The 23,873-nt window shown below is 65.1% G+C and carries 24 protein-coding genes; 11 read left to right on the plus strand and 13 right to left on the minus strand.

The window, feature by feature from the left end:
- Positions 1-71: 71 nt before the first annotated feature.
- Both CFE42_RS01610 and CFE42_RS01615 read right to left on the minus strand, forming a co-directional pair.
- Positions 72-1,118 (minus strand): alpha/beta hydrolase, encoded by a 1,047-nt coding sequence (locus CFE42_RS01610; RefSeq protein ID WP_004626649.1) that lies wholly within the window; start codon positions 1,116-1,118, stop codon positions 72-74.
- Between the two features lie 37 nt (positions 1,119-1,155).
- Positions 1,156-2,076: a DMT family transporter gene (locus CFE42_RS01615; protein ID WP_004626647.1), complete on the minus strand. Its 921-nt coding sequence runs from the start codon at positions 2,074-2,076 to the stop codon at positions 1,156-1,158.
- Between the two features lie 141 nt (positions 2,077-2,217).
- Here CFE42_RS01615 and dapC point away from each other — a divergent pair, with 141 nt between their 5' ends.
- From dapC to CFE42_RS01660, 9 genes are all read left to right on the plus strand, one after another.
- Positions 2,218-3,417 (plus strand): succinyldiaminopimelate transaminase, encoded by a 1,200-nt coding sequence (gene dapC / locus CFE42_RS01620; protein WP_037043432.1) that lies wholly within the window; start codon positions 2,218-2,220, stop codon positions 3,415-3,417.
- Positions 3,418-3,463: 46 nt separating this feature from the next.
- Positions 3,464-4,291 carry a 2,3,4,5-tetrahydropyridine-2,6-dicarboxylate N-succinyltransferase gene (gene dapD / locus CFE42_RS01625; protein WP_004626643.1) on the plus strand — a complete coding sequence of 276 codons (828 nt, stop codon included), beginning with the start codon at positions 3,464-3,466 and terminating at the stop codon, positions 4,289-4,291.
- A gap of 60 nt (positions 4,292-4,351) precedes the next feature.
- Positions 4,352-4,765 (plus strand): hypothetical protein, encoded by a 414-nt coding sequence (locus tag CFE42_RS01630; protein WP_004626641.1) that lies wholly within the window; start codon positions 4,352-4,354, stop codon positions 4,763-4,765.
- A gap of 14 nt (positions 4,766-4,779) precedes the next feature.
- Positions 4,780-5,124 (plus strand): arsenate reductase, encoded by a 345-nt coding sequence (locus CFE42_RS01635; protein WP_004626639.1) that lies wholly within the window; start codon positions 4,780-4,782, stop codon positions 5,122-5,124.
- A 40-nt stretch (positions 5,125-5,164) separates the two neighbouring features.
- On the plus strand, positions 5,165-6,316 hold the full coding sequence (gene dapE / locus CFE42_RS01640; protein WP_037043506.1) for a succinyl-diaminopimelate desuccinylase: 1,152 nt from the start codon (positions 5,165-5,167) through the stop codon (positions 6,314-6,316).
- Between the two features lie 11 nt (positions 6,317-6,327).
- On the plus strand, positions 6,328-6,846 hold the full coding sequence (locus tag CFE42_RS01645) for a class IV adenylate cyclase (protein WP_004626635.1): 519 nt from the start codon (positions 6,328-6,330) through the stop codon (positions 6,844-6,846).
- 16 nt (positions 6,847-6,862) lie between these two features.
- The gene (prmB, locus tag CFE42_RS01650; RefSeq protein ID WP_004626633.1) at positions 6,863-7,765 is read left to right on the plus strand and encodes a 50S ribosomal protein L3 N(5)-glutamine methyltransferase; all 903 of its coding nucleotides are present in this window, start codon (positions 6,863-6,865) and stop codon (positions 7,763-7,765) included.
- A gap of 325 nt (positions 7,766-8,090) precedes the next feature.
- Complete coding sequence (locus tag CFE42_RS01655; protein ID WP_004626631.1) at positions 8,091-8,735, plus strand: DUF1326 domain-containing protein; 645 nt, start codon at positions 8,091-8,093, stop codon at positions 8,733-8,735.
- On the plus strand, positions 8,732-9,523 hold the full coding sequence (locus CFE42_RS01660; RefSeq protein WP_004626629.1) for a DUF2182 domain-containing protein: 792 nt from the start codon (positions 8,732-8,734) through the stop codon (positions 9,521-9,523). Before CFE42_RS01655 ends, CFE42_RS01660 begins: the two co-directional genes overlap by 4 nt.
- Positions 9,524-9,562: 39 nt before the next feature.
- On the opposite strand, the gene CFE42_RS01665 is transcribed toward CFE42_RS01660, so the two are convergent.
- The 9 genes from CFE42_RS01665 to CFE42_RS01705 form a co-directional block, all read right to left on the minus strand.
- Positions 9,563-9,922 carry a chitin-binding domain-containing protein gene (locus tag CFE42_RS01665; protein WP_004626628.1) on the minus strand — a complete coding sequence of 120 codons (360 nt, stop codon included), beginning with the start codon at positions 9,920-9,922 and terminating at the stop codon, positions 9,563-9,565.
- 333 nt (positions 9,923-10,255) lie between these two features.
- Positions 10,256-11,071 (minus strand): M55 family metallopeptidase, encoded by an 816-nt coding sequence (locus CFE42_RS01670; RefSeq protein WP_004626627.1) that lies wholly within the window; start codon positions 11,069-11,071, stop codon positions 10,256-10,258.
- A gap of 8 nt (positions 11,072-11,079) precedes the next feature.
- Complete coding sequence (locus tag CFE42_RS01675; protein ID WP_004626625.1) at positions 11,080-12,105, minus strand: P1 family peptidase; 1,026 nt, start codon at positions 12,103-12,105, stop codon at positions 11,080-11,082.
- 10 nt (positions 12,106-12,115) lie between these two features.
- The gene (gsiD, locus tag CFE42_RS01680; protein ID WP_004626623.1) at positions 12,116-13,015 is read right to left on the minus strand and encodes a glutathione ABC transporter permease GsiD; all 900 of its coding nucleotides are present in this window, start codon (positions 13,013-13,015) and stop codon (positions 12,116-12,118) included.
- 10 nt (positions 13,016-13,025) lie between these two features.
- On the minus strand, positions 13,026-13,949 hold the full coding sequence (gene gsiC / locus CFE42_RS01685; protein WP_004626622.1) for a glutathione ABC transporter permease GsiC: 924 nt from the start codon (positions 13,947-13,949) through the stop codon (positions 13,026-13,028).
- A 69-nt stretch (positions 13,950-14,018) separates the two neighbouring features.
- Positions 14,019-15,572, minus strand: a complete 1,554-nt coding sequence (gene gsiB / locus CFE42_RS01690; protein ID WP_004626620.1) for a glutathione ABC transporter substrate-binding protein GsiB — start codon at positions 15,570-15,572, stop codon at positions 14,019-14,021.
- Positions 15,573-15,621: 49 nt separating this feature from the next.
- Complete coding sequence (locus CFE42_RS01695; protein WP_004626619.1) at positions 15,622-17,511, minus strand: dipeptide ABC transporter ATP-binding protein; 1,890 nt, start codon at positions 17,509-17,511, stop codon at positions 15,622-15,624.
- 39 nt (positions 17,512-17,550) lie between these two features.
- Complete coding sequence (locus tag CFE42_RS01700) at positions 17,551-18,513, minus strand: isoaspartyl peptidase/L-asparaginase (RefSeq protein ID WP_004626616.1); 963 nt, start codon at positions 18,511-18,513, stop codon at positions 17,551-17,553.
- A gap of 17 nt (positions 18,514-18,530) precedes the next feature.
- Positions 18,531-19,520 carry a MurR/RpiR family transcriptional regulator gene (locus tag CFE42_RS01705; RefSeq protein WP_004626614.1) on the minus strand — a complete coding sequence of 330 codons (990 nt, stop codon included), beginning with the start codon at positions 19,518-19,520 and terminating at the stop codon, positions 18,531-18,533.
- 240 nt (positions 19,521-19,760) lie between these two features.
- Between CFE42_RS01705 and CFE42_RS01710 the strand changes: the two genes are divergently transcribed.
- Positions 19,761-21,698 carry an ATP-binding cassette domain-containing protein gene (locus CFE42_RS01710; RefSeq protein ID WP_004626612.1) on the plus strand — a complete coding sequence of 646 codons (1,938 nt, stop codon included), beginning with the start codon at positions 19,761-19,763 and terminating at the stop codon, positions 21,696-21,698.
- Between the two features lie 31 nt (positions 21,699-21,729).
- Complete coding sequence (locus CFE42_RS01715; protein ID WP_004626609.1) at positions 21,730-22,836, plus strand: CaiB/BaiF CoA-transferase family protein; 1,107 nt, start codon at positions 21,730-21,732, stop codon at positions 22,834-22,836.
- On the opposite strand, the gene CFE42_RS01720 is transcribed toward CFE42_RS01715, so the two are convergent.
- Both CFE42_RS01720 and CFE42_RS01725 read right to left on the minus strand, forming a co-directional pair.
- Positions 22,819-23,346: a DUF523 domain-containing protein gene (locus CFE42_RS01720; protein ID WP_004626607.1), complete on the minus strand. Its 528-nt coding sequence runs from the start codon at positions 23,344-23,346 to the stop codon at positions 22,819-22,821. The genes CFE42_RS01715 and CFE42_RS01720 overlap by 18 nt on opposite strands.
- 16 nt (positions 23,347-23,362) lie before the next feature.
- Positions 23,363-23,842 carry a disulfide bond formation protein B gene (locus CFE42_RS01725; RefSeq protein ID WP_004626605.1) on the minus strand — a complete coding sequence of 160 codons (480 nt, stop codon included), beginning with the start codon at positions 23,840-23,842 and terminating at the stop codon, positions 23,363-23,365.
- Between the last annotated feature and the right edge of the window lie 31 nt (positions 23,843-23,873).

Below are 23,873 nucleotides of genomic sequence, written 5' to 3' on the forward strand. Positions count from 1 at the left end.
ACGAAATTTGCAGCGCGGGAGGCGAAATTGCTGCGGATTTGTAAGCAGTTTCACCTTCATGACAAACGGCGTCAGTCCGGCCGGCGTGTGCGCGAAGGCTCCGCCGTGGCCAGCCAGCCGAGCAGCGCATGGTGCAGCGCATCAGGATCCTGGATTTGTGGCGCATGGCCCGCATCCGGGAATTCCACCAACGTCGCGCGCGGGATAGCCTTGGCGGCTGCACGGCCAAGTTCGGGGTAATGCCCCAGCTGTGCCCGCGCTTCCGGCGGTGCGGCGTCCTTGCCGATGGCGGTGGTGTCTTTCTGACCGATGAGCAGCAGCGTCCACGGGCGCAACTGGCCAAACTCATAGACGACAGGCTGCGTATAGATCATGTCGTATAGCAGCGCGGAATTCCACGCCACCAGATCGCGCCCCGGGCCGCGGTACATGCCGGCCAGCATCTGCACCCACGGTTCGTATTGCGTGCGCCATTGCCCGGCGTAGTACGTGGACTGCTCATAGGCGCGGATGCGCTCGGCGGTGGTTTGCTTTTCACGCGCGAACCATTGGTCGACCGTCATGGACGGCACACCCTTGGCCTTCCAGTCTTCCAGGCCGATCGGGTTGATCATCACCAGCCGCGGCACCGCGTTCGGATACATCAGCGCGTAACGCGCCGCCAGCATGCCGCCCGTCGAATGGCCGATCAGGATGGCCTGCTCGATCCCAAGCGACGCCAGCAGCGCATGCGTATTGCTCGCCAGTTGCTGGAACGTGTACTGATATGCGCGCGGCTTGCTCGATTTGCAGAAGCCGATCTGATCCGGGGCGATCACGCGGTAGCCGGCACCGGTCAGTGCGGCGATCGTGCCTTCCCAGGTGGCCGCGCAGAAGTTCTTGCCGTGCAGCAGCACCGCCACCTGGCCGTTGGGCTGCTTGGGCGCGACGTCCAGATACGCCATCTCCAGCGCGTTGCCCTGCGACTCGAACTTGAAGAGCTTGACCGGCGCCGGGTAATCGAAGCCTTCCAGGCGCGGGCCATACGCGGGGCCTGTCTCTGCGGAAGCGGCGTGCGGGGCCGTTGCGAACGTCGAGAGCGCAAACGTCAGCGCGATGAAAATCGAACGAAGCCACATCGGCAACTCCTTGGTTGGTTTGCGAAACACCGGCGGCCTACCTGCGCCGCAACAGCCCCGACAGCGCACCTGCCAGGATGATGCAGGCGCCGCCCAGCATTTCGTGGGGAGACAAGCGCTCCGCCGTCAGCAGCGCCGATGACGCGGCCGCGACCACGATTTCGAACAGCATCAGCAGCGCCGCGCGATTGGCCGGCAAGCATTGCAAGCCGCGCTGCACCATCGCATTGCCGCCCACCAGCACGCAGGCCATGCCCACCAGCAGCAGCCACGTATTGCCTTGCGACAAAGCCGCCGGCACCGCGCGCACGCCATCGAGCAGCAGCGCAGCCGGAAAGCCCACCAACGCGCAGCCGGTGAAGACGACCACGGTGCGCATTTCAGGGCGCATGGTCGGGTGACGCTGCCCCGCCAGGCGGGACAGCACGTTGTTGCACGCAAAAGCGAGCCCCGCAATCAGCCCCGCCCATTCCGCAGATGAACCCGGCCACGGCGTGCCGGCCTCGCCCGACCACAGCATCATCCCCGCGCCTGACAATGCCAGCGCCAGCAACACACCGCCACGCCAGCCCAGCCGCTCGTGCAGCCATAGGCGCGCCAACAGGGCCGTCCAGACGGGCGTCAGATAGAACAGGAGCAGCACCCGCATGACCGTGCCGTGCACCGTGCCCCAGACGAAACCCGCATTGGTGATGCCCGCTGCAACCCCGAGCGCCGGAATCAGCCACGACCACTGGAACGTCGAAAAGTGACGACGCAGCACCACGGCGGCCAGGACGGCCGCAGCCGCGCCCGTCATCGACGAGGCCAGCATGCTGCCCAGCCCCCAGGCGGCGAGCAGGCGGTATGGATACCAGGAAATGCCCCAGACCGAGGCGCCCAGGAGGATGAAGAATGCCGCCGCCCATTGCGGCTCGTGGTGGGCGGAGGCGTCCGCGGAGGAGGCTATCGATGTCATCTACGCAATAAAAAAACGGCGGAAATCCGCCGCATGCAGCATTGTCGTGGGGCGGCCAGCACACGTTGGCCGTATAATTTCGGGCTTCCCGGCAAGCGCCAAGCTTGCCCGCCAACCAGCCCAACACCGCCGCCCAACACCGTGAATCCGCGCCTGTCCGCCCTGCAGCCGTATCCGTTCGAGAAACTGAAAGCGCTTGTGAAGGACGTCACGCCTAGCGCTGCCCATACGCCGATCAGCTTCGGCATCGGCGAGCCCAAGCATCCGACGCCGGCGCTGGTGAAAGACGCGCTGACGGCGGCGCTTGGCGGGCTGGCGAATTATCCCACGACGCTCGGCTCCGATGCACTGCGACAGTGCATCGCCGCATGGCTGGAGCGCCGCTACGGCTTGCCGAAGGTCGACCCGGCCACCGAAGTCATCCCGGTCAACGGCTCGCGCGAGGCGCTGTTCTCGTTCGCGCAGACCGTGATTGACGGCAGCAAGCCCGGCGCCCGCGTGCTGTGCCCGAACCCGTTCTACCAGATCTACGAAGGCTCGGCGCTGCTGGCCGGTGCCACGCCCCTGTTCGCCAACAGCGACCCGGCGCGCAACTATGCGCCCGATTTCGCTGCGATCACGCCCGAAGAATGGCGCAACGTGCAGCTCGTCTTCGTATGCAGCCCCGGCAACCCGACCGGCGCCGTGCTCACGCTCGAAGACTGGAAGCAGCTCTTCGCGCTGTCGGACGAATACGGCTTCATCATCGCGTCGGACGAGTGCTACTCCGAAATCTATTTCGACGAGGCCAACCCGCCGCTGGGCGCGCTGCAGGCCGCGCACAAGCTGGGCCGAGGCTTTGACCGCCTGGTGATGTTCTCCAGCCTGTCCAAACGCTCCAATGTGCCGGGCATGCGTTCCGGCTTCGTGGCAGGCGACGCCAAGCTGCTCAAGGCCTATCTGCTGTATCGCACGTATCACGGCAGCGCGATGAGCCCGTCGGTGCAGTCCGCTAGCATCGCTGCGTGGAATGACGAGACCCACGTGCGCGACAACCGGGCGCAATACGTCAAGAAGTTCCAACAGGTCACGCCGATGCTGGCCGAGGTGCTTGACGTGGCCCTGCCCGACGCCGCCTTCTACCTGTGGGCCAACGTCAAGCGCACGGGCCTGTCGGACACTGAATTCGCACGCCAGCTGCTGGCCGCCAAGAACGTCGCCGTGCTGCCCGGAAGCTACCTCGCCCGCGAGGCGCACGGCACGAATCCGGGCCAGGACTACGTGCGCATCGCGCTGGTAGCCGGCGTGGACGAATGCCTGGAAGGCGCCCGCCGCATCGTCGAGTTCTGCCAGCAACGCTGATCCTGAATTTTTCTCTTCTGTTTCCTCTCCGAGAGCCAACAAGACCATGACGCAACAACTGCAATCCCTGATCGACCAAGCGTGGGAAGACCGCGCCAACCTGTCGCCCAAGTCCGCTCCGGCCGATGTCCGTGAAGCCGTCGCCAACGTGATCGGCCAGCTCGATCGTGGCGCGCTGCGTGTGGCCGAGAAGAAGGACGGCGAGTGGATCGTCAATCAGTGGATCAAGAAGGCCGTGCTGCTGTCGTTCCGCCTGGAAGACAACGCGCCGATGGCTGCCGGCGGCTTCACGCAGTTCTACGATAAGGTGCCAAGCAAGTTCGCCAACTACACGGCCGAAGACTTCGCGGCGGGCGGCTTCCGCGTGGTGCCGCCGGCCGTGGCGCGCCGTGGCTCGTTCATCGCCAAGAACGCCGTGCTGATGCCGTCGTACGTGAACATCGGCGCCTATGTGGATGAAGGCACGATGGTCGACACGTGGGCCACCGTCGGTTCGTGCGCACAGATCGGCAAGAACGTCCACCTGTCGGGCGGCGTGGGCATCGGCGGCGTGCTGGAGCCGCTGCAGGCCAACCCGGTCATCATCGAAGACAACTGCTTCATCGGTGCCCGCTCGGAAGTGGTGGAAGGCGTGATCGTTGAAGAAAACTCGGTGATCTCGATGGGCGTGTACCTGGGCCAGTCGACCAAGATCTACGACCGCGAAACCGGTGAAGTCAGCTACGGCCGTATCCCGGCGGGCTCGGTGGTGGTGGCGGGCAATCTGCCGTCGAAGGACGGCTCGCACAGCCTGTACTGCGCCGTGATCGTCAAGAAGGTCGACGCCAAGACGCGCGCCAAGGTTGGCCTGAACGAGCTGCTGCGCGGCGATTAAGCCCCGGCGCAAGGCATGCCTGCTAGTCTTGCGGGCATGCCAACCACCTCAAACGCAGCCATGTCCGAACGCAACGCCATCGGCTCCCGCTTCGGCAAGCTGCGCCAACGCATCATGGGTCTTGATCCAAACACCATCGGTACTGTCTTGTCGCTGTTGCCCACCATCCTGGAGCAGGCGAACAAGACCATCGACAAGTTCAAGAACCGCAAGAAAACAGGCACCGAACCCGCCCGCGAAGAAGGCGCCGCGCCCGACCCGATTACACGCATCGCCGAGCTGGAAGCGGCGATCCTGCAGCAGGCCGAATCCGTCAAGCTGCTGGCCGAGCAGCACGCCATCACCATCGACGCCCTGCGCGACGAGGCCGCGCGGCTGGAGCGCCGCCTCAAGCGCATGACGTGGCTGGCGTCCATCGGTTTTGCCTTGGCCGTTGCCGCCCTCTCGTTTGCCCTGCAAGCCTCTCGACACTGATTGCGAATCCCACCATGACGACCCTGCATGGCATCCCCAATTGCGACACCGTGAAGAAAGCCCGCACATGGCTCGAATCGAACGGCGTGGTCTACACGTTTCACGATTTCAAGAAGCAAGGCGTGAGCGCCGACATGCTGGCCGGCTGGCTCAAGCATGTGCCGCTCACCACGCTGCTCAACCGCAAGGGCACCACGTGGCGCGCCTTGTCTGACGCCGACAAGGCCCGCGCTGGAGACGAAGCCGGCGCAATCGCGCTGATGCAGGCGAATCCGTCGCTGATCAAGCGCCCGGTGCTCGTGCACGGCAAAAGCGTCAATGTCGGCTTCTCGGCGGATCAGTACGCGACCCTGTTCTAACCAAAACAACACATCACGGTGACTGTCTGTCATGTCCCACATCCAGCCCACGCTTTCCCTCACTGAAGACCTGATCCGCCGCCGCTCCGTCACGCCCGAAGACAAGGGCTGTCAGGACGTGCTGATCGAACGCCTGACCGCCGCCGGGTTCGAATGCGAAACCGTGATCAGCGGCCCGGACCACTTTCGGGTAACTAACCTGTGGGCGGTCAAGCGCGGGCGCGCCGGCACCGACGGCAAGCTGCTCGTGTTCGCTGGCCACACCGATGTGGTGCCCACCGGCCCCGTCGAGCAATGGCACTCCGATCCCTTCGAACCGACGCACCGTGACGGCAAGCTCTACGCGCGCGGCGCGGCAGACATGAAGACGTCGATTGCCGGCTTCGTGGTGGCCTCGGAAGAATTTGTTGCCAAGCACCCGGACCACGCCGGCTCGATCGGCTTTCTGATCACCAGCGACGAAGAAGGCCCGGCGCACGACGGCACCGTCAAGGTATGCGACCTGCTCCGCGCACGCGGCGAGCGCCTCGATTACTGCGTGGTCGGTGAGCCGACTTCGGTGTCGACCCTCGGCGACATGGTCAAGAACGGGCGACGCGGTTCGCTGTCGGGCAAGCTCACCGTCAACGGGGTACAGGGCCACATCGCCTATCCGCATCTGGCCAAGAATCCGATCCACATGGCTGCCCCCGCGCTGGCCGAGCTGGCCGCCGCGAAGTGGGACGACGGCAATGCCTACTTCCCGCCGACCACGTGGCAGATGTCGAATATTCACGGCGGCACGGGCGCGACGAACATCATTCCCGGCCACGTCACGATCGACTTCAACTTCCGCTTCTCGACCGCGAGCACGCCGGACGGCCTGAAGGCGCGCGTGCACAGCATTCTCGATGCGCACGGCCTCGACTACACGCTCGACTGGACGCTGGGCGGCGAGCCCTTCCTGACCGAGCGCGGCGAGCTGTCCGAAGCCCTCGCCTCCGCCATCCAGGCCGAGTGCGGCGTGACCACCGAACTGTCGACCACGGGCGGTACCTCGGACGGCCGCTTCATCGCCAAGATCTGCCCGCAGGTGATCGAGTTCGGCCCGCCGAACGCGAGCATCCACAAGATCGACGAGCACGTCGAAGTGGCGTTTATCGAGCCGCTGAAAAACGTGTATCGCCGCGTCTTGGAAACGTTGATCGCCTGAGGTTGCCCCCGATGGCGCGCAACGTCGAGATCAAGGCGCGTGTGCGCGATGCGGCTGCGCTCATCGAGCGCGCGGCTGCCATCGCAGATTCCGGCCCCGAGCGCATCGAGCAGGACGACACGTTCTTCGCCTGCGCGAACGGGCGTCTGAAGCTGCGGCAGTTCTCGCCCGAGCGCGGGGAGCTGATCCACTACTTCCGTGCCAACAGCACCGGCCCGCGGGTGTCCAGCTACCACATCGTTCCGACCAACGCGCCCGATGCCCTGCGCGACACGCTGGCCGCCGCCATCGGCGCCGCCGGCCGGGTCATGAAGGTGCGCCAGCTGTATCTCGCCGGTCAGACGCGCATTCATGTCGATGCGGTGAAAGACCTCGGCGATTTCGTCGAACTCGAAGTCGTGCTGCGCGACACGCAATCCGAAGACGAGGGCGTGAAGATTGCCCAACAACTGATGCACGCCCTCGGCATTGCCGAATCCGACCTGCTCGACGTGGCCTACGTCGACCTGCTCGCTGCCACCCAACGCTGAGCCATATCCGTCACCCATGACCACGCCTACCCTTCCCGCCTCCCACCCGTTCACCACCGTTCGCGACCTGCTGCGCTACGCCGTGTCGCGCTTCACCGCCGCCGGGCTTGTCTTCGGCCACGGCAGCGAGAACGCCTACGACGAAGCCGCTTACCTGATCCTGCACACGCTGCATCTGCCGATCGACACGCTGGAGCCATTCCTGGATGCGCGCCTGCTGCCCGAAGAAGTGGCTGCCGTGCTGAAGGTGATCGAGCGCCGCGCCGTCGACCGCGTGCCCGCCGCGTACATCACGCACGAGGCGTTCATGCACGGCATGCGCTTCTATGTGGACGAGCGCGTGATCGTGCCGCGCAGCTTCATCGGCGAATTGCTCGAAGACGGTCTGGAACCGTGGATCGACCAGGAGGACGGCCCGACTGATGTGCTGGAGCTGTGCACCGGCTCGGGCTGCCTGTCGATTCTGGCGGCGCTGCAATGGCCCAGTGCGACGATCGATGCGGTGGACCTGTCGCCGGATGCACTGGTGGTGGCCAATCGCAATGTCGACGAATACCGCCTGCAAGACCGCATCCGCCTGCATGAGGGCGACCTGTATGCGCCGCTGCCGCCGGGTGTGCACTACGACGTGATCCTGACGAATCCGCCGTACGTAAACGAGGCGTCGATGCAGGCGCTGCCGCCCGAGTACCGCGCCGAGCCGCACATGGCGCTGGCCGGCGGCAACGACGGCATGGACATCGTGCGCCGCATCCTGGCCGATGCACCGCGCCACTTGAAGCCGCACGGCGTGCTGGTGGTGGAAATCGGCAACGAGCGTGAAAACGTTGAGGCGGCGTTCCCGGATCTCGACTTGGTCTGGCTGCCGACCAGCGCAGGCGAAGACCAGGTGTTCCTCGTCACGCGCGAAGCGCTGTAAGACGCTGCGCCAAGCGCGCCTCCTGACAGTGCAGCAGGCGCGCTAGGTATCGCTGGCAAGGCAGCATCCGCTGCCGGAACCGCCGCAACGGTTTCGCGCGTCTGCATCGCCGGGGCATCCAGCCTTGCGCCGCAAGATGCATCCGGGCCCATCGTCCATGCGGCCCAATCCCTGTCTTGACTTCCCCTTGCCGTGCACTAGGGTCTGATTATGCGTGGAAGGTGCGCACGCCATAAGCCACGCGCCCTAGATTCCAGCCACGCAATCCGTCGTCCGACGACCTGCGTCAGGCGCGCAAGCGCCTGGAAGCTCCAGGAGAACCACCATGACTCCGTGGGAAATCCAAGGGACCGAACTCATCAACTGCAATTGCTCATACGGTTGCCCGTGCCAGTTCAACGCGCTGCCAACCAAAGGCTTCTGCGAAGCGATGGGCGCGATCTCGATCGACAGCGGCCATCACGGCAACGTGCAACTCGACGGCGTGAAGATCGCGGTCGTGTTCCAATGGCCCGGCCCCATCCACGAAGGCAAAGGCAGATGCCAGCCGGTCGTCGACAAGCGTGCCACGCCGGCGCAACGCGAAGCCATCCTGAAAATCATGGCAGGGCAAGATACCGAGCCGTTCGCAACGATGTTTTCGGTATTTGCATCGACACTTGAACAGGTATTCGATCCGATCGTCACGCAGATCGACTACGACGTCGATGTCGATGCCCGACGTGGCCGGATTCATGTTGATGGCGTATTCGATACCGTTGGCGAACCGATCCGCAATCCGGTAACGGGCGCTGAGCACCGTGCCCGCATCGATCTGCCGCACGGCTTCGAGTACGAGCTGGCCGAGGTTGGCTCCGCCACCAGTCGCTCACAGGGCAACATCGCGCTAGACCTCAAGGATTCCTACGGGCAATTCGCGCGACTGCACCTGAACAACAAGGGACCGATTCGGCACCGCACCGCCGCATGAGCGGCCTCGAAAGCGTCCTCCAACGCGAGCGCGTCATCACGGCATTCGGCGTCGTTGCCGTTGTCGCGCTGTCTTGGTGGTATCTGTGGACGGGTGCAGGCATGGGCATGTCTGCACTCGACATGACGACACTCACGCTGTTTCCGCATCGATTGCCTGGTGGCATCGGCGGCATGGATGCATCGTTGCCCACTGTGACCCTGATGTGGTGGGTGATGATGACCGCGATGATGACGCCGAGCGCGGCGCCGCTCATTCTGCTGTACCGGCGTGTACTGCGGCACCACGGCACGACCGAAGCCAGGTCGGCAATCCTCTCGGTCTGTCTTCTGGCCGGTTACCTGACTGCGTGGCTGGCCTTCTCCCTGGGTGCGGCATCCCTGCAGGTGGCGCTGCAGCCGACGGGTCTCATTTCAGAAATGATGCTGTGGTCAAAGAGCGCGGTACTCTCCGCAACGGTGCTGGCGGCGGCGGGGGCATATCAGTTCTCCGCGCTCAAGCACGCGTGCCTGGCGCAGTGCCGCTCGCCGGTGGGCTTCCTGACGGCGCATTGGCGCCCTGGCGCTGCCGGCAGCTTCGTGCTCGGCACACGCCACGGCGCGTACTGCGTGGGCTGCTGCTGGGTGCTGATGGCGCTGCTGTTTGTGGGCGGCATCATGAATCTCGTCTGGATTGCCGCCCTGTCCGTGATCGTCTTCGTGGAGAAGATACTGCCCCGCGGCGAACAGGTCGGCCGTGTGCTGGGCGTTGTGCTGATTGCCTGGGCAGGTGCAACGCTGCTGGTTTAGTCCACCGCCCGGCTCCCGCGCACGGCAGCCGTCAGGTCATCAGGACGTCACCTCGTCACACGCGTCTTTCACCACGCAGATACTGAAACGTTTGTCGAATACCTGGCCGCTCGGACAATGATCGAAGACGGCTTGCGACTGTGCGTCGCAGGTGGCGTAGGCGGTAGTGCAATTGGTGCGGATCGGTTGCTTGGGACCACGGTTGGTGCCGTCGTCCAACATGAAGCGCGCGGATGGCCCGGGGCATTTGAACTCTGCGGCGGCCTTGGCCAGTGCGGCGGCCGCCTTTTCGGCTTTGGAAGTCTGCGGCGTCGGTGGGCTCGATGGCGAGGGGCGGCGTTCGCAGGCTGTTAGCGCAAGCGCACAGAGCAGCATGCCGAGTGTGAGTGCGCGGGTCATGGGAGGCTCCTTCGGGGTTGGGTATCCGAAGTTTACGCTGGGTTGGGGAGTGCGCAATGTGCTCACTGTGCATCCCCTGTTTCGCCCCCTGCCGGGGCCGACTTACTTTGTTTGTCTTGCCAAAGAAAGGTAAGCAAAGAAAGGCGCGCCCGAGATGGCGACTTCCCCTTGAATTTATGTAACCGGGCGGAGACGGGGAAAACTCGCTTCGCTCAGATAGTTCCCCGTCTTTTTTCCGCCTGCTTACAGAAATTCAAGGCGCCATCTAGGGCATGAACGGCCAAACCGTCTGGACGCGCGCTGGCGCTTTGATGTGCCGTGAAGAGTTGGCGCTTAACGCAGCATCGCGGACATGGCGGAGAGGCTGTTGAGCATGCGCACGGCATGTTCGACGGAGTCGGCGGCGAAGCGCAGCATCGTGCCGTCGACGCGCTCGAGGGCGGGCCATTGGCAGAACAGGTCGGCCAATGCGGGCGTTTGCGTCTGCAGGCGGCATACGATGGGCGCCTGGAGGCGCAGCGGCATGCTGAAATGCCCCCGCTGCACCGTGGCTTTCACGGCTGCGTAGATGGCCTCGCACGACTGCTCGGGCGAGAGCGATGTCCCCACGTTGTGCCCTTCGGCCTGCTTGGTCTCGACAAAGATGGTGTGCGGCAGCAGCGGCTTGGTTTCCTTGATGAACACGTCGTCGCCGCTGGCAACGGCCACCGGCACGCCGCGCTCCCCGGCCAGGGCGCCGTAGAGGCCGGCCTCGCCCAGTTCCTGTTCGTTGAACCAGACGCGCGCAAACGAGAAGCTGTTGATGGTGTGCGCCAGCACGCCGCGGCTGCCGGCGCGCGCGTGGTAACCGATCATGCAGACGGCATCGCAGCCGTCCACGCCGGCCATCATGCTGAGGTAGCGCGGCTTGCCGAGGACGAAGCGGGCGCGGCGGTCGATGGAATCGGGGATGAGGTTGCGGAAACCGCCGTGCGAATCGTTAACGAGCACGTCCGTGGCGCCACCGTCGAAGGCACCGCGGACGGCGGCGTCGGCTTCGGCGGTCATCCAGCGGCGGGCGCGCTCGTATTCGCCGTTACCGGCGCGCGTCTGCTCGGGGTGGAACACGTTGGCCACGCCTTCGATGTCGGCGGAAATCAGGATTCGCATGGGTCAGGTCAGAGCAATTCGGTCAGTGCGCGGCGGGCGTTGCCGTCGCGGCCGGTGACGGCTGTTGCGCAGAACAGCGCGTGCACGATGGCTTGTTCGACGCTGTCGGCGGCCGCCTGGAACAACGGGTCGAGATGCGATTCGTGGGTCATGGCGACGGCCGGCATGGCGCGCGCGCCTTCGTGCGGCACGGTGTAGGCAGTGGAGAACGCCAGTGCGATATCGCCGCTGCCATGACCAAAGACAGAGCCGGTGCGTGCCAGGCCCGCGGCCGCGCGCAAGGCAAGGCGGCGCAACTGGCGCGCGTCCAGCGGCGCGTCGGTGGCGAGCAGCATGATGATTGAGCCCTTCTCAGGCTCCGGTGTGCTGGCGGCCAGCGCTTTCGCCAGCTCCGCACCGACGTTACGCCCGCCAAGCGTCAGGTTTTTGGTCACGCCAAAGTTGGACAGCACGAGCGCGCCGACCGTACGTTGTGCGCCGTCGGCGAGTGTCACCACGCGCGATGCAGAACCGATGCCGCCCTTCACGCCGAACGACGACATTCCGCGCCCTGCCCCCACCGCGCCTTGCTCGAACGCTTGGGCGGCTGCAGCACAGGCCGCGTCGTAGTGCACGTCCTGCACGGCAAACGCCTGCAGGTCGTTCAGGTAGCCGTCATTGCATTCGAAGACGAGCGGATTGACGGTCGACCACGCGCGGCCGATCTGCGGGTTAGCCGCCACCGCCTGGCGGATCTGCGCCTGCGCCACCGCACCCACAGCGAACGTGTTGGTCAGCGCAATCGGCGTTTCGAGCACACCCAGCTCGCCCACCTGCACCAGGCCGATGCTCTTGCCGAAACCGTTGAGCACCACGCTGGCGGCCGGCACCTTGTCGAGGAACGGGTCGCCGGCATGCGGGCGTACCACGGTCACGCCGGTCTGGATGGCACCGCCTGCCAGTGTGGCGTGGCCGACGGTCACGCCCGCCACGTCGGCGATGCTGTTGCGTACGCCCGCGGGCAGTGCGCCGATGTGCGGAAGACTCAGAGACATGCGAGCAGACTCAGCGGCGGTCGATCTTCGGGTCCAGCGCGTCGCGCAGGCCGTCGCCCAGCAGGTTGAACGCCAGCACGGTCAGGAAGATGGCCAGGCTCGGGAAGATCGCCACGTGCGGCGCCGTCACCATGTCGGCGCGCGCCTCGTTGAGCATCGCGCCCCACTCCGGCGTGGGCGGCTGGGCGCCAAGGCCCAGGAACGAGAGGCTGGCAGCGGTGATGATGGAGGTGCCGATGCGCATCGAAAAGTACACGACGATGGACGAAATCGTGCCCGGCAGGATGTGCCGCATGATGATCGTCCAGTCGGATGCGCCGATGCTGCGCGCGGCTTCCACATACGTCAGGTGCTTGAGCATGAGCGTATTGCCGCGCACCAGCCGCGCAAACGCCGGAATGCTGAACACCGCCACGGCAAAGATCACGTTGATCATGCCGTTGCCCAGGATGGCCACGATGCCGATGGCCAGCAGGATGCCGGGAAAGGCAAACAGCACGTCGGAGATGCGCATGACGATGCGGTCCCACCAGCCTTCGTAGTAGCCGGCCAGCAGGCCGAGCATGGTGCCTATGATGGCGCCGATGATGACCGACACGAAGCCCGCTTCCAGCGAGATGCGTGTGCCCATCAGGATGCGGCTGAAGATGTCGCGGCCCAGCGAATCGACGCCGAACCAATGCTGCGCCGACGGCCCCGCGTTGAGCGCGTCGTAGTCGAAATAGTTTTCCGCATCGAACGGCACGATGTGCGGCGCGAGGATGGCGATCAATACCAGCGCGATCACGAACACACCGGCGCCCATCGCCAGATGCTGCTTGCGGAACTTGCGCCAGAACTCCGTCCAGGGGGTGCGAACGGGTTCGGTAGCGGCTTGCGGTGCGACCGCCTGGCTTGCGGCTTGGGTCATGGCGGCCTCCTTACTTCTTGTAGCGGATGGTGGGGTTGATGACGGTGTACAGCATGTCCACCACGAGGTTGATCAGGATGAACTCCAGCGAGAACAGCAGCACCTCGGCCTGGATGACCGGGTAGTCACGCATTTCCACCGCATCCACCAGCAGACGGCCGAGGCCTGGCCAGTTGAACACCTTCTCCACGACGATCGAGCCGCCCAGCAGAAAACCGAACTGCAGGCCCATCATCGTGACCACCGGGATCATCGCGTTGCGCAGGCAATGCTTGATGACCACCACAGTCTCGCGCACGCCCTTGGCACGGGCGGTGCGCACGAAATCTTCCTGCAGCACTTCCACGAACGACGCACGCGTGAAGCGCGCCATCACGGCAGCCACTGCAGCGCCCAGCGTGAGTGAAGGCAGGATGTAGTGCTTCCAGGTGTCCGCACCGATGGCTGGCAGCCAGCCAAGCTGCACCGAGAACACTTCCATCAGCAGCATGCCCAGTGCGAACGCGGGGAACGAGATGCCCGACACGGCGAGCGTCATGCCCAGGCGGTCAGGCCACTTGTTGCGCCACACGGCGGATGTGATGCCGATCACCATGCCGAAGATCACCGCCCACACCATGCTGGTGATCGTCAGATTGAGCGTCGGCCAGAAGCGTTCGCCAATCTCTTCGCTCACCGGGCGCTTGGTGCGGATGGAGTTGCCGAATTCACCACGTGCGGCGTTGGCGAAGAAGCGCACGAACTGCTCGTGCATCGGCTTGTCCAGGCCCAGGTCCTTGCGGACGAGATCGACCGTCATCTCGTCCGCTTCGGGGCCGGCGGCCAAACGCGCCGGGTCGCCGGGCAACAGATGCACGAACAGGAACACCAGCACTGCCACGATCAGCAGTGTCGGGATCACGCCCAGCGCACGTTTAATGAAGTAGTTCAGCATGGCAAATCCACCGCAGGCGGCATTTCAATGGCCCGCGCAAGGCTGCGCGGGCCGGTACGGCAATGAGGCTTATTGCTTGATGTCGATGTCTTCAAAGCTGAACGAGCCGTCCGGAGCCACATAGGCGCCCGACAGACGCTTCGAGCGCGCGTAGACGATCTTTTCCGTCACCAGGAAGGCCCACGGCGCGTCTTCCCAGATGCGCTTCTGCGCGTCGGTGTAGAGCTTCGACTTCTCTGCGCGATCGGTCGTGCGCAGCGCGCCGGCGATGTCGGCATCGACCTGCTCGTTCTTGTAGTACGCCGTGTTGAACGACTTGGGCGGCATGGCTTCGGACGCCAGCAGCGGACGCAGCGCCCAATCCGATTCACCCGTCGACGACGACCAGCCTGCGTAGTACATGCGCACACCGGCGTCTTCGGGCTTCGGCACGCTTTCGACGCGCTCGACGCGCTGGCCCGCTTCCAACGCCAGCACCGAGGCCTTGATGCCGACCTGCGCCAGTTGCTGCTGCACGAACTGGATGATCTTCTGCGCCGTCGTGTGGTTATAGGCCGACCACAGTTGCGTCTCAAAGCCGTTCGGGTAACCCGCTTCCTTCAGCAGCTCTTTCGCCTTGGCCGGGTTGTACGGCCACGGGCCCAGCTTGACCGCGTAGTCAACGCCCGGCGGCACCACGCCTTCGGCCGGCACGGCGTAACCCGCGAACGCCACCTTGGTCAGCGCATCCTTGTTGATCGCATAGTTGATCGCCTGACGCACCTTGGGGTTGTCGAACGGCTTCACGTTGGTGTTGAAGCTGACATAGCGCTGGATGATCGACGGCGCGGCAATCAGGTCAACCTTGGGGCTGCTCTTGAGGACGGCAGCCTGCTCGAACGGAATCGTGAACGCAAAGTCGGCCTCGCCCGTCTGCATGATGGTGGCGCGCGTGTTGTTGTCGACCACCGGCTTCCAGGTGATGGTGTCGATCTTCGGCAGGCCGTGTTTCCAGTAGCCGTCGAATTTCTTGCCCTTCAGGTAGTCGGTCTGCTTCCACTCGACAAATTCGAACGGCCCGGTGCCGACCGGGTGGAACGCGATGTCCTTGCCGTACTTCTTGAGCGCCGTGGGCGAGATCATCGCCGCCGACGGATGGGCCAGCACGTTGATGAACGGCGAGAACGGCTCCTTGAGCGTCACGCGGGCGGTGGTCGGGTCAACAACTTCGGTCTTGGCCACGCGGTTGAACAGCACGAAACGCTTGAGCTTGTTGGCCGGGTCGGTCACGCGGTCCAGGTTGGCCTTGACGGCGTTGGCATCAAACGTGGTGCCGTCGTGGAACTTCACGCCCTTCTTCAGCTTGAACGTGTAGACGAGGCCGTCCTTGCTGACCTCGTAGCTGTCGCACAGCACGTTGACCAGCTTCATGTCCTTGTCGAAGCCGAACAGGCCTTGATAGAACGACTTGGCCGCGCTGAACGACAGCGTGTCGTTCGCGTCGTACGGGTCCATCGTGGTGAAGGTCGAGTAGACCGCCATCACGGCGTCCTTGGCGGCAAAGGCCGGCATGGTGAATGCCGCAAGGGCCAGGCCGCTGGCAACCATGGCTGCGCGCGGGCTGAAAGCAAAGCGATTGAACATTTCCTTCCTCCTCATCAAAGATGACGTCTCACTGCGTTCTGTATTGCGATTAATACGCGCCGCCAATCGAATGGCGGGCAACAAAGTGGTCTGGCGCCACTTGCACCAACGGCTGCACCACCGGCAGGTCGCCAACGGCACGGATCGGGCTGGGGATTTCGTGCGTGGAAAGTTCACGCTTCAGGTGACGGCGCGCCGGGTCCGCTATCGGCACGGCCGACATCAGCTTCTTCGTGTAAGGGTGCTGCGGGTTTTCGAAGATGGCGCGACGCGGGCCGATCTCGACGATCTGGCCGAGGTACATCACCGCCACGCGATGGCTGATGCGCTCCACCACGGCCATGTCGTGCGAGATGAACAGGAACGCAACGCCAAACTCCTTCTGCAGGTCGAGCATCAGGTTGACGATCTGCGCCTGGATCGACACGTCGAGCGCGGACACCGACTCATCGGCAATCACCACCTTCGGGTTCAATGCCAGCGCGCGCGCAATGCAGATGCGCTGGCGCTGCCCGCCGGAGAACTCGTGCGGATAGCGCGATGCATGCGCGGCCTGCAGGCCCACCTTGTCGAGCAGCCATTCCACGCGTTGCTGCGCCTCTTTGCCGGAAGCTACCTTGTGCACCAGCAGCGGCTCCATGATGGAGTAGCCGACCGGCACGCGCGGGTCCAGCGAGGCGAATGGGTCCTGGAAGATGAACTGGATGTTTCGGCGAAGCGTCTGGAGCGCGGGCCCCTTCAGCTCGCCGATGTTTTGGCCGGCAAATTCGATGCTGCCGCTCTGGCTGTCCACCAGGCGCAAGAGCGACCGTCCCGTCGTCGACTTGCCGCAGCCCGATTCGCCGACCAGCGCCAGCGTCTCACCAGGGTAGAGATCGAAACTGACCTGCTCCACCGCATGCACCCGGCGCGTAACGCGGCCGAAGATGCCTGTGGGCACGTCAAAGCGCGTGACGAGATCACGCACACGCAAAATGGGTTGCACATCGTGCGACGCTGCCGGCTGCGGTGTCGTATCGACCGCAGCGGACGTGCCATCCACCCGCAACAGCGGAAAACGCGCGGGGCCATCGGTGCCTTGCATCGAGCCCAGGCGCGGCACGGCCGACAGCAGCGCACGCGTATACGGATGCGCCGGCTGTGCGAAGACCGTGGCCGACGGGCCCTCTTCCACGCGATCGCCCTTGTACATCACGAGCACGCGGTCGGCCACTTCCGCCACCACGCCCATGTCGTGCGTGATGAACACCACCGCCATGTGCAGTTCCTGCTGCAGCGCGCGGATCAGTTGCAGGATTTCGGCCTGGATGGTGACGTCTAGCGCGGTGGTCGGCTCATCCGCAATCAGCAGCGACGGTTTGCAGGACAGCGCCATCGCGATCATCACGCGCTGGCGCATGCCGCCCGACAACTGGTGCGGATAGCGCCCCAGCACATTGCGCGCTTCCGGAATGCGCACCAGCTCCAGCATGCGTAGCGCCTCAGCCTTGGCTTCGCTGGCAGACTTGCCCTGGTGCAGGCGGATGGATTCGGCAATCTGCTCGCCCACGGTGAACACCGGGTTGAGCGAGGTCATCGGCTCCTGGAAGATCATCGCGATATCGGCGCCGCGCACGCCGCGCATGGCCGCCGGGCTGGCGTTGGCCAGGTCCAGGACCTCGCCGTTGCGGCGGCGTAAATGCATCTGCCCGCCGATGATCTTGCCGCCGCCGTGTTCCACCAGCCGCATCAGCGCCAGCGACGTCACCGACTTGCCCGAACCCGATTCGCCCACCACGGCCAGCGTCTCGCCCCGGTCGACGTGGAACGACAGGTTGCGCACCGCGTCGACCACGCGCTCGGACGTGGCAAAGCGCACGCTCAGGTCTTGCACCTGCACGACGCGCTGCTCGGGCATGGCAATGACGCTGCTGGCACTCGGCTGTTTGGTTGCTGTCACGACAAATCTCCTGCTGTCCTGCTTGGCGGCTTCGGCTTCTTACCGATAGATCGACACAACCGGCGCTTGCGCGCCGCGTGCGAACCCGCGGTACATCCCTTCGGTGTTGAACGGCAACGCGACGTTGCCCTTCGCGTCTACGGCAATCAGCCCACCGCGGCCATTGATGGCCATGAGCTTGCGCATGACCACGTCGTCGGTTGCATCGGCCAGTGACTTGCCGGCGTATTCCATCTGTGCGGCCACGTCGTAGGCAGCCACGGCGCGGATGAACATCTCGCCCGTGCCGGTGCACGACACCGCCGCCACGTTGTTTGCAAAGCAACCCGCGCCAACGATGGGCGTATCGCCCACGCGGCCGACCTTCTTGTTGGTCACGCCGCCCGTGGAGGTGGCCGCCGCGAGGCGCCCTTGCGCGTCGCATGCCACGGCGCCCACGGTGCCGAACTTGTTGTCCGGGTCGATGGGTGCAGCTTCCTTGGCCACGAGCGACGCGGCATCGTGATCGAGCAGCGCCATGCCGTCTTGCTGGCGGGCGCGCTGCCATTGGGCGTAGCGCGCTTCGGTGTAGTAGTAGTCCGGCTCGACAAACTCCAGGCCCTGCGCTTTCGCGAAAGCCTCGGCGCCTTCGGAGGTGAACAGCACGTGTTCGCTGCGCTCCATCACCGCGCGGGCCGCGAGGATCGGGTTGCGCAGGCGCTTGACACAGGTCACTGCGCCGGCGGCCAGCCTGGCGCCATCCATGATCGACGCATCGAGTTCATACGTGCCGGCACTGGTAAGCACCGCGCCCTTGCCGGCGTTGAACAGCGGGCACTCTTCGAGCAGGCGCACGGCTTCGGTCACGGCATCCAGGGCGCTACCGCCTTCCACAAGGATGCGTTGCCCTGCGGCCAGGATGTCGTTCAGCGCTTGCTGGTAAGCGGCTTCCTTGTCGGCACTCATGGCCGTGCGGGTGATGGTGCCGGCGCCGCCGTGGATGGCGAGGATGGGCGTAGTCATGCGTGGCTCGATGTCAATCAGTTTTCAGCGGCGCGTTTGCGGCCGCGTCGGGTGGTTGTCGGTGTGCCGGAGGCGCCCGGGGCGTCATTGGTGCGCGGCGCTGGGGCTGTATGCAGCCACGGCAGCACGAATTCAGTCAGGCGTTCGGCCGATTCCAGCGAATGCGCCGAACGATGCGCCACCGCGCCGCACAGCGCTTCGAACAGCGCCACGGCGGCCGTGTCGGACGTGGCGGAGAATTGCCGCTCCGGCCGCGCATACAGCGCCATGTCGGCCAGCGGCGCGAGCGGCGATGTGGGGCTGTCGGTCAGCGCCAGCAGTTGGCAGCCTTGCTTACCGGCCTGCTTGGCCAGCGTGATGGTGTCCGCCGCATAGCGCGGGAAAGCGATGGCGATCAGCAGATCCTTCGGCCCGATCTTGCGCAGTTGGCGTGCCGCATCCGATGCGCCGCCCGGCTGCGAAACGGAGATCACCGTGCCGCAGTACAGATCGAGCCCATGGCGCAGCAGCCCCGCCAGATAACCGCTGGCGCCAAAGCCCATCACGTAGATGCGCTGTGCGCCGAGGATGGCATCGACCGCGCGTTCGCACGCAGCGGCGTCGAGCATGCGGCGCGTGGCGTCGAGGTTGGCGATGTCTTCGTTGAGCGAGGCGGCAAAGATCTCCGCGCTGGTGGCCGGGCGTGCCAGCTCGTGGCGGAGCTTTTCCACCGGCGCGAGCGTCGCTTCGAAACCGCGCAGCAGCCCGGCACGGAACTGCGGATAGCCGTCAAAGCCCAGCGCCAGCGCGAACCGGTTGGCCGTGGCAATCGACATGTCGACCGCCGCGGCAAACTCGTCGATGCGCATGGTGGCGGCGCGGAACGGGTTCGCCAGCACGTATTCCGCCATGCGCTGGTGCGCGGGCGTGAGCGTGGCAAGAGCCGCCCCAATGCGCTCGGAGACCGTCGCATCGGCGGCAAATGCGCCTTTCGACACATCCGTACGCTTGCTGGTGGATTTCGCCATGTTCCTGGGCCGTGAAAATTTTGTGTAAATGTATTTTCACGAATCGACCGTGTAAAGAAAAAAACTTTCATGAAGACCTATGGTTTTCCCTAGGTCGAATGCCGCCGCACAGGTTGCGGGCGAGTGCCGCCTCGTCGCGGTGCAATACACCAGTCCAAACGCCCCAGGTGCGCCAGGATCGTGCGACGCAGCACGCTACAATCGCACCCTTCTCCGATTTGCCTTCAAGCGCAGTTTTTCGTGATCCGATTCGACGACCTCGTCCTCCAGCGCGGCACCAAGGTGCTGTTCGACCACGCTACCGCCACTCTCAACCCCGGTGAACGAGTCGGCCTTGTCGGCGTGAACGGCAGCGGCAAATCCACGCTGTTTTCAATGCTGCGCGGCGAGTTGCACGCCGACGGCGGCGAAGTCGCCATCCCGCCCACCTGGCAGGTCGCGCACGTGGCGCAGGAAACGCCGGCAGTCGACCGCAGCGCGCTCGACTACACGCTCGATGGCGATACCCGCCTGCGCGAAATCGAACGCCGGCTCGCCGCAGCAGAAGCCGCGCACGACGGCCATGCGCAGGCCGAAGCCCACACGGCCTTTGCCGATGCCGACGGCTACACCGCCCCGGCGCGCGCGCAGGCGCTGCTGCTCGGCCTCGGTTTCACGATGGCGCAGACCTCGCAGCCGGTGGCGAGTTTTTCGGGCGGCTGGCGCATGCGCCTGAATCTGGCCCAGGCGCTGATGTGTCCATCCGACCTGCTGCTGCTCGACGAGCCGACCAACCACCTGGATCTGGACGCCGTGGTCTGGCTGGAAGACTGGCTGTCGCGCTACGCCGGCACGCTCGTCATGATTTCGCACGACCGTGAATTCCTCGACGGCGTCTGCAACGTCACGCTGCATATCGAGCACCAGAAGCTCAAACGCTACGGCGGCAACTACACGCAATTCGAAACGCAGCGCCTGCAGCAGATGGCGCTACAGGAAGCGTCGTACGCACGGCAGCAGAAGCAGATCGCGCATCTCGAATCGTTCATCACGCGCTTCAAGGCCAAGGCCAGCAAGGCCAAGCAGGCGCAGAGCCGCGTCAAGGCGCTGGAGCGCATGGAGCGCCTCGCGCCCGTGCATGCGGCGGCAGGCTTCTCGTTCGAATTCCGCGAGCCTGAGGCGGCGCCCAACCCGATGCTCACGTTTGAAGGCGTCGATTGCGGCTATCCGGGGCCCACCGAAGACCAGCCGATCACCATCCTCAAACACCTGACGTTCTCGATCCAGACCGGCCAGCGCATCGGCCTGCTGGGTGCCAACGGCCAGGGCAAGTCGACGCTGGTGAAAACGCTGGCCGAGACGCTGGCGCCGCTGTCCGGCACGATCCGGCGCGGCAAGGGCCTGCAGATCGGCTACTTCGCCCAACACCAGTTGGAAACATTGGATGACCACGCCTCGCCGCTGCTGCATCTGGCGCGGCTGGCGCCCGACGTACGCGAACAGGAGCTGCGCGACTTTCTCGGCAGCTTCAACTTCCGCGGCGACATGGCGACCTCGCCCATCGAGCCGTTCTCGGGCGGCGAGAAGGCGCGCCTGGCGCTCGCCCTGATCGTCTGGCAGCGCCCCAACCTGCTGCTGCTTGATGAACCGACCAACCATCTGGATCTCGACACGCGTGAAGCGTTGACGATGGCGCTCGCCCAGTTCGACGGCACGCTGATCCTCGTCTCGCACGACCGGCATCTGCTGCGCGCCACGACCGACCAGTTCCTGCTCGTCGGCCAGGGCACTGTCGCCCCGTTCGACGGCGATCTGGACGACTACCGCGACTGGCTGCTCAAGCAAGCCGCGGCCAAGCGCGCAGCCGCCAGCGCACAGGCTGCTCCGGCCGATGCGGATGGCGCGCCGGCCACCAACCGCCGCGATCAGAAGCGCGAAGAAGCCACCGAACGTCAGCGCCTGAATGCGCTACGCAAGCCGCTGCAAAAGAACGTCGATGCCATTGAAAAACGCATGGCACCGTTGCAGAAGGAAAAGGCGGAACTCGAAGCCTTCCTCGCCGACGGGGTAGCGTATGAGGAAGCCAACAAGGCGCGCATGATGGAAAGCCTGCGCCGCCAGGCCGAACTGAACGCCGAACTCGACGAGCTGGAAGAACGCTGGCTCGAGCTGCACGAACAACTCGAACAAATCAATTGAGGCTGGCGCGTCCGGCCAAGGAGACCTGTTGATGACATCGCCCTCGCCGGACAGCGCCACGCACCAGCCATTGGCCGGCGTGCGCGTGCTCGACCTGACGCGCCTGCTGCCCGGCCCGGCCGCCACGCGGCACTTGGCCGACCTCGGCGCTGAAGTCATCAAGATCGAAGACCCCGGCCCCGGCGACTACGCCCGCGACATGATGCGCACCTCCGCTGACCGCGCGGCCGAACGCCCGAGCCTGTTCTTCCGCTCGCTCAATCGCGGCAAGACCGAAATGCGGCTCGACCTGAAACGCGCCGAAGACCGCGACGCGCTCATCGAACTCGTACGCCACGCCGACGTGCTGATCGAGAGCTTCCGCCCCGGCGTCATGGCGCGCCTCGGCGTCGGCTGGGACACGCTGCGCGCGGCCAACCCCGCGCTCGTCATGTGCTCCATCAGCGGCTACGGCCAGGACGGCCCGCTCGCGCAAGCCGCCGGCCACGACATCAACTACGTCGGCTATGCGGGCATGCTCGATCAGCTTGCCAGCGCGGATGGCACGCCCATCGTCCCGAACGTGCAGATCGGCGACCTGCTGGGCGGCGCGCTCACGGCGGTGGTCGGCATCCTGGCTGCGCTGGTCGACGCGCGCGCCACGGGCCGAGGCCGCTACGTCGATGTATCGATGACGGATTCGGTGTTCGCGCACAACCTGATGGCGTTCTTTGCCGTGGGCACGCGCGGCAAGGCCAGCCCCGCGGGCACCGATCTGCTCAATGGCGGCGTGCCGTGCTACGGCGTATATCGCACGGCGGACGATCGCTTCATGGCCGTCGGTGCGCTCGAATTGAAGTTCTGGCAGGCGATGTGCGATGTCATCGAAAAGCCCGAATGGAAAGAGCGGCACTGGGCGCTCGGCCAGCGCGTCGGCGGCGATGACGCACGCGCCATTCGCGACGAACTTGCTGCGCGCTTCCTGACCGCCACCCAAGCCGAATGGACCGCGCGTTTTGCCGATGCCGATTGCTGTGTCACGCCCGTGCTGCGCATGGAAGAAGCGCTGCAACATCCGCTCTTTGTCGAGCGCAACAGCGTGGTGAAGGAGAACGGCGAGCCCGTGCAGCTTGCCTTGCCGCTACGGTTTGCCGATTGACGAATCGGCGCGATCCTGCGCGTCGAGCGCATCGAGCAGCCGCCCGGCTTCTTCCAGCTGGTGCTGGCTGAATACGCGGATGCCATGTTGGCGCAGCAGCGCCGCCGTCACGCCCTCGCCTTCCTGCAACTGGCTGGAAAACGTCCCGTCGTAGAGAAACGCAGAACCGCAAGACGGGCTCCGCTCGGTAAGCACGGCGACTTGCACGCCGGCCGCCTGCGCCGCTTCCAGTGCGCGTTGCGCGCCTTCGAGAAACGCTTGGGTGACATCGTGGCCGTGGTGTTCGACGACACGGGCTGCGCCGCGCAGTACCGCCGCGCCACCCCCCTCGCCGTGAATTTCCGCGGGCAGACGCGGCACCGGCAAACCGCCGGCCATCTCCGGGCACATCGGCACGATGCGCCCTTCCATCTGCCAGCGCGCCAGGATGCCGCCCTCGGTGGCGACCGTGCCGCCGTCATAGCGCACCGGCTGGCCCAGCAGGCAGGCACTCACCAGCACGCGTTGCATGATCTGCGGCTCTGGGTTAGCGGCGCTCGCGGCGGATCATCCCCACCACGAGCGTCAGCGACAGAATCACCAGCCAGATCAGCGACCACACCGGCACCGACAGGCCCAGCACCGGCGGCATTGGCCCGACGCACAGACCATCGGCTTCGAACACCTGCGGCAACCATTTGGCAGTCGGCAGCGCGTTGACCCAGTTCTCGATCGGGTCGATGCCGCACGTTGCCTTGGGGTTCAGCAGCAGCGATACGTGGTACCCCGCGACGCACAGGCCGGCCAGCCCGGACAGCATCGCCAGCCCGTGCCACAGCAGCCGCGTGGCCGACGACAGGGCCGCCAGCAGCGAGAACACACCAATGCCCAGGAAAGCAAACCGCTGCAGGATGCACAGCGGGCACGGCTGCAGCCCCTCGACGTGCTGCAGGTACAGCGCATAGCCGACCACCCCGAAGGAGATCACGGCAATCAGCAGGAAAAAGGCGCGCGAGTTGGCTTGCATGGCGGCGTCAGTACAGAGGAGTCGTGGAGAA

This window comes from Ralstonia sp. PBBBR1, from assembly GCF_002256165.1.
Classification (GTDB): domain Bacteria; phylum Pseudomonadota; class Gammaproteobacteria; order Burkholderiales; family Burkholderiaceae; genus Ralstonia; species Ralstonia thomasii.